At 59.2% G+C, this 2172-nt stretch carries 4 protein-coding genes; 3 read left to right on the forward strand and 1 reads right to left on the reverse strand.

Annotated elements, in window-relative coordinates; all coding sequences use genetic code 11:
• The 3 genes from VMJ11_RS18865 to VMJ11_RS18875 form a co-directional block, all read left to right on the forward strand.
• Nucleotides 1-293: hypothetical protein (locus VMJ11_RS18865; RefSeq protein ID WP_325620908.1), on the forward strand; the 293-nt coding region annotated here is incomplete at its 5' end.
• 241 nt (nucleotides 294-534) lie between these two features.
• Nucleotides 535-909, forward strand: coding sequence for a hypothetical protein (locus VMJ11_RS18870; protein ID WP_325620909.1), 375 nt, complete (start codon nucleotides 535-537; stop codon nucleotides 907-909).
• Between the two features lie 98 nt (nucleotides 910-1007).
• The gene (locus VMJ11_RS18875) at nucleotides 1008-1337 is read left to right on the forward strand and encodes a hypothetical protein (protein WP_325620910.1); all 330 of its coding nucleotides are present in this window, start codon (nucleotides 1008-1010) and stop codon (nucleotides 1335-1337) included.
• A gap of 402 nt (nucleotides 1338-1739) precedes the next feature.
• On the opposite strand, the gene VMJ11_RS18880 is transcribed toward VMJ11_RS18875, so the two are convergent.
• On the reverse strand, nucleotides 1740-2172 hold a 433-nt coding region (locus VMJ11_RS18880; RefSeq protein ID WP_325620911.1), incomplete at its 5' end, for an FUSC family protein.

The raw sequence follows: 2172 nt of genomic DNA on the forward strand, positions 1-2172 counted from the left end.
ACGAACGTTTGCTGCGGTCCTCCGCAGGTATCGTGCGCTTATACGTTTGGATAGACAGGCTTGAGTCCTACGGTGTTGCAGCCTGCGAAAGTGGTTTAGCCAGCACCTCGCGCATCCGCCTGATCGCTTCCTTCTGCATCTTGCTGATGCGGCTATGGCTTCTACCGTCGCCCATTCGCATTCCGTACGCAACCGTTATCGAATCTCTGAGGGGCTATACGCCCGTATATCCAAGCAACTCTAACGCGGTGCCAGTACATCCCACCGTAGAGGCGTTCCTTACTTCCGTGTGATAGCCCAATTCCGGTCGCGGCTGTAATGTAAGGCCATTCCCGATGCAGTCGTGCTTTACGCCTCCAACGGTCCCCGGTCTGACCCGCAGGTGGCTATAAGCCAAATCGAGGTCCGTTAGAATATCGCGCCATTTGTGTGTTGGCGGCAACCCTGCCGCACCAGCGCCGACGTTCGATACTGAAAGCGCAGATTGCTCGATGTTCAACGATTGGCCGCTGCGCAGGGCGCAAGGAGATGAACGTGAAAAGCCCAAGCTTCCTGACACATCAGGAGATTTTTAACCACGCCGTGGAGCATCTGTTCACTCAGGCGCAAGCCTCCTTGCTGCCTCGTGGCGGCGGCGCATATCGGGGCCACTGCGGCGGCTGTCCGGTCGGCAGTTTCATTAAGCTGCGCGATTACATGACGGCGATGGAAGGCGTGCCCATCCGCTACATCGCGAAACCGCCGGAGGACGTTCCGGCTTATATGGATATCGGTGTCGCGGCGCTCAAGCGCGCGCTGCTGCGCTCGCGCATCAATGTGTCCGATCCGATGACCGTCGAGTTGCTCAGTTGTCTGCAGAACGTCCACGACGTATTTGGCACATGGGAATGGGGCGCGCGGCTGGCATAAATCGCTCGTCAATTCGCCCTGTCGGCCGAGTTTCTGAAAGCCGCTGGGTGAGGGTGGCAGGTGTTGTGATGTGGTGCGCAAGGGAGATTTACGAGCGCGTGAGCGCTCATCTGCTGAACCAGGGGGCCGTCGCGGAGGACGAGAACGGCTTGAGCCGGCTGCGCGGCGCCAACGGCCGCAAGTGCGCAGTCGGATCGCTCGTCAGCGACGAGTTCTATCGCCCGGACATCGAAGGGATCGGCATTTCGTACTATCGGCACGCCCGGGACGGCAAGCTGCTGCGGGCGCTCTATGCATCGAACGTGAATGCCTACGATCCGGGCATCGTCGATCTGCTGTGCGAACTTGAGCAACTTCACGACGACGCCAGCGTCGATCAATGGCCTCATCTTCTCGCCGCTCTCGGCAAGCGCTACGCGTTCATCTGACACGCAAAACAAGTAATTGATTGCGCATGCCATTGGCGATGCGAGCGTTCGCGAATCGTAACGGCAGGTGACATGTTGATCGATCAAGCGCAGGATCGGTGAAGAGTTCGACTGCGTGCGTCCAAGAAAGACGCTGGACTACGAGACGCCCGCCGAACGATTCCAGCAAACTATTGCATCCACCGGTTGAATCCGCCACTCCAAAGCTGCCACACGCTGCGCGGTCGACGTCTCTGGAGACAGGCTATTCGTGTTCGCTCCCGCTCTACTCACGAAGGATCAGGTCGCACACATTCGACGAACCGGTTATCGATCCATACGCGACTCTCGGTTGAAAGGAGTGCGCCGGGACCGATACCCTGGTGAGCAATGAAGCCATTCCGCGCTCAACGATGGTGAGGTTCAAAGACGGCACGATGCCGCCGGCCCTTTGAGCGACCGCCTGATCAAGTTCGTTCCCAGCACGAAGACGATGCCGATTATGCTGCCAATTACGACGTCTATCGCGCGGTCGTCGGCTGAAAAAATGGCATGCCCAGTGACGATGATTGCGACGGCGTGCAGCGCGCATCTCGTGCCGAATGCTATGACATACTGATTGAACGCGACGAGCGTCAATGCGATCGCGGCCGTCAATACGTCTGAGAGTAGCGGGGCGTGTGGCATGAGGATTCCCACCAGCATACCGGCAGGCACGCCGACCATCGCGCCCATCATCCGGTCTTTCCATTTGGCGCGCGCCGTCGCGACATCACCGGTGACGACGCTGGCGGCCGACCAGACCAGCCATTGCGCGTAGTGAACGTGATGCCACTCGACGAGCGATGCGGCGACG

The sequence above is a fragment of the Paraburkholderia sp. genome (assembly GCF_035501035.1).
Lineage (GTDB): Bacteria > Pseudomonadota > Gammaproteobacteria > Burkholderiales > Burkholderiaceae > Paraburkholderia.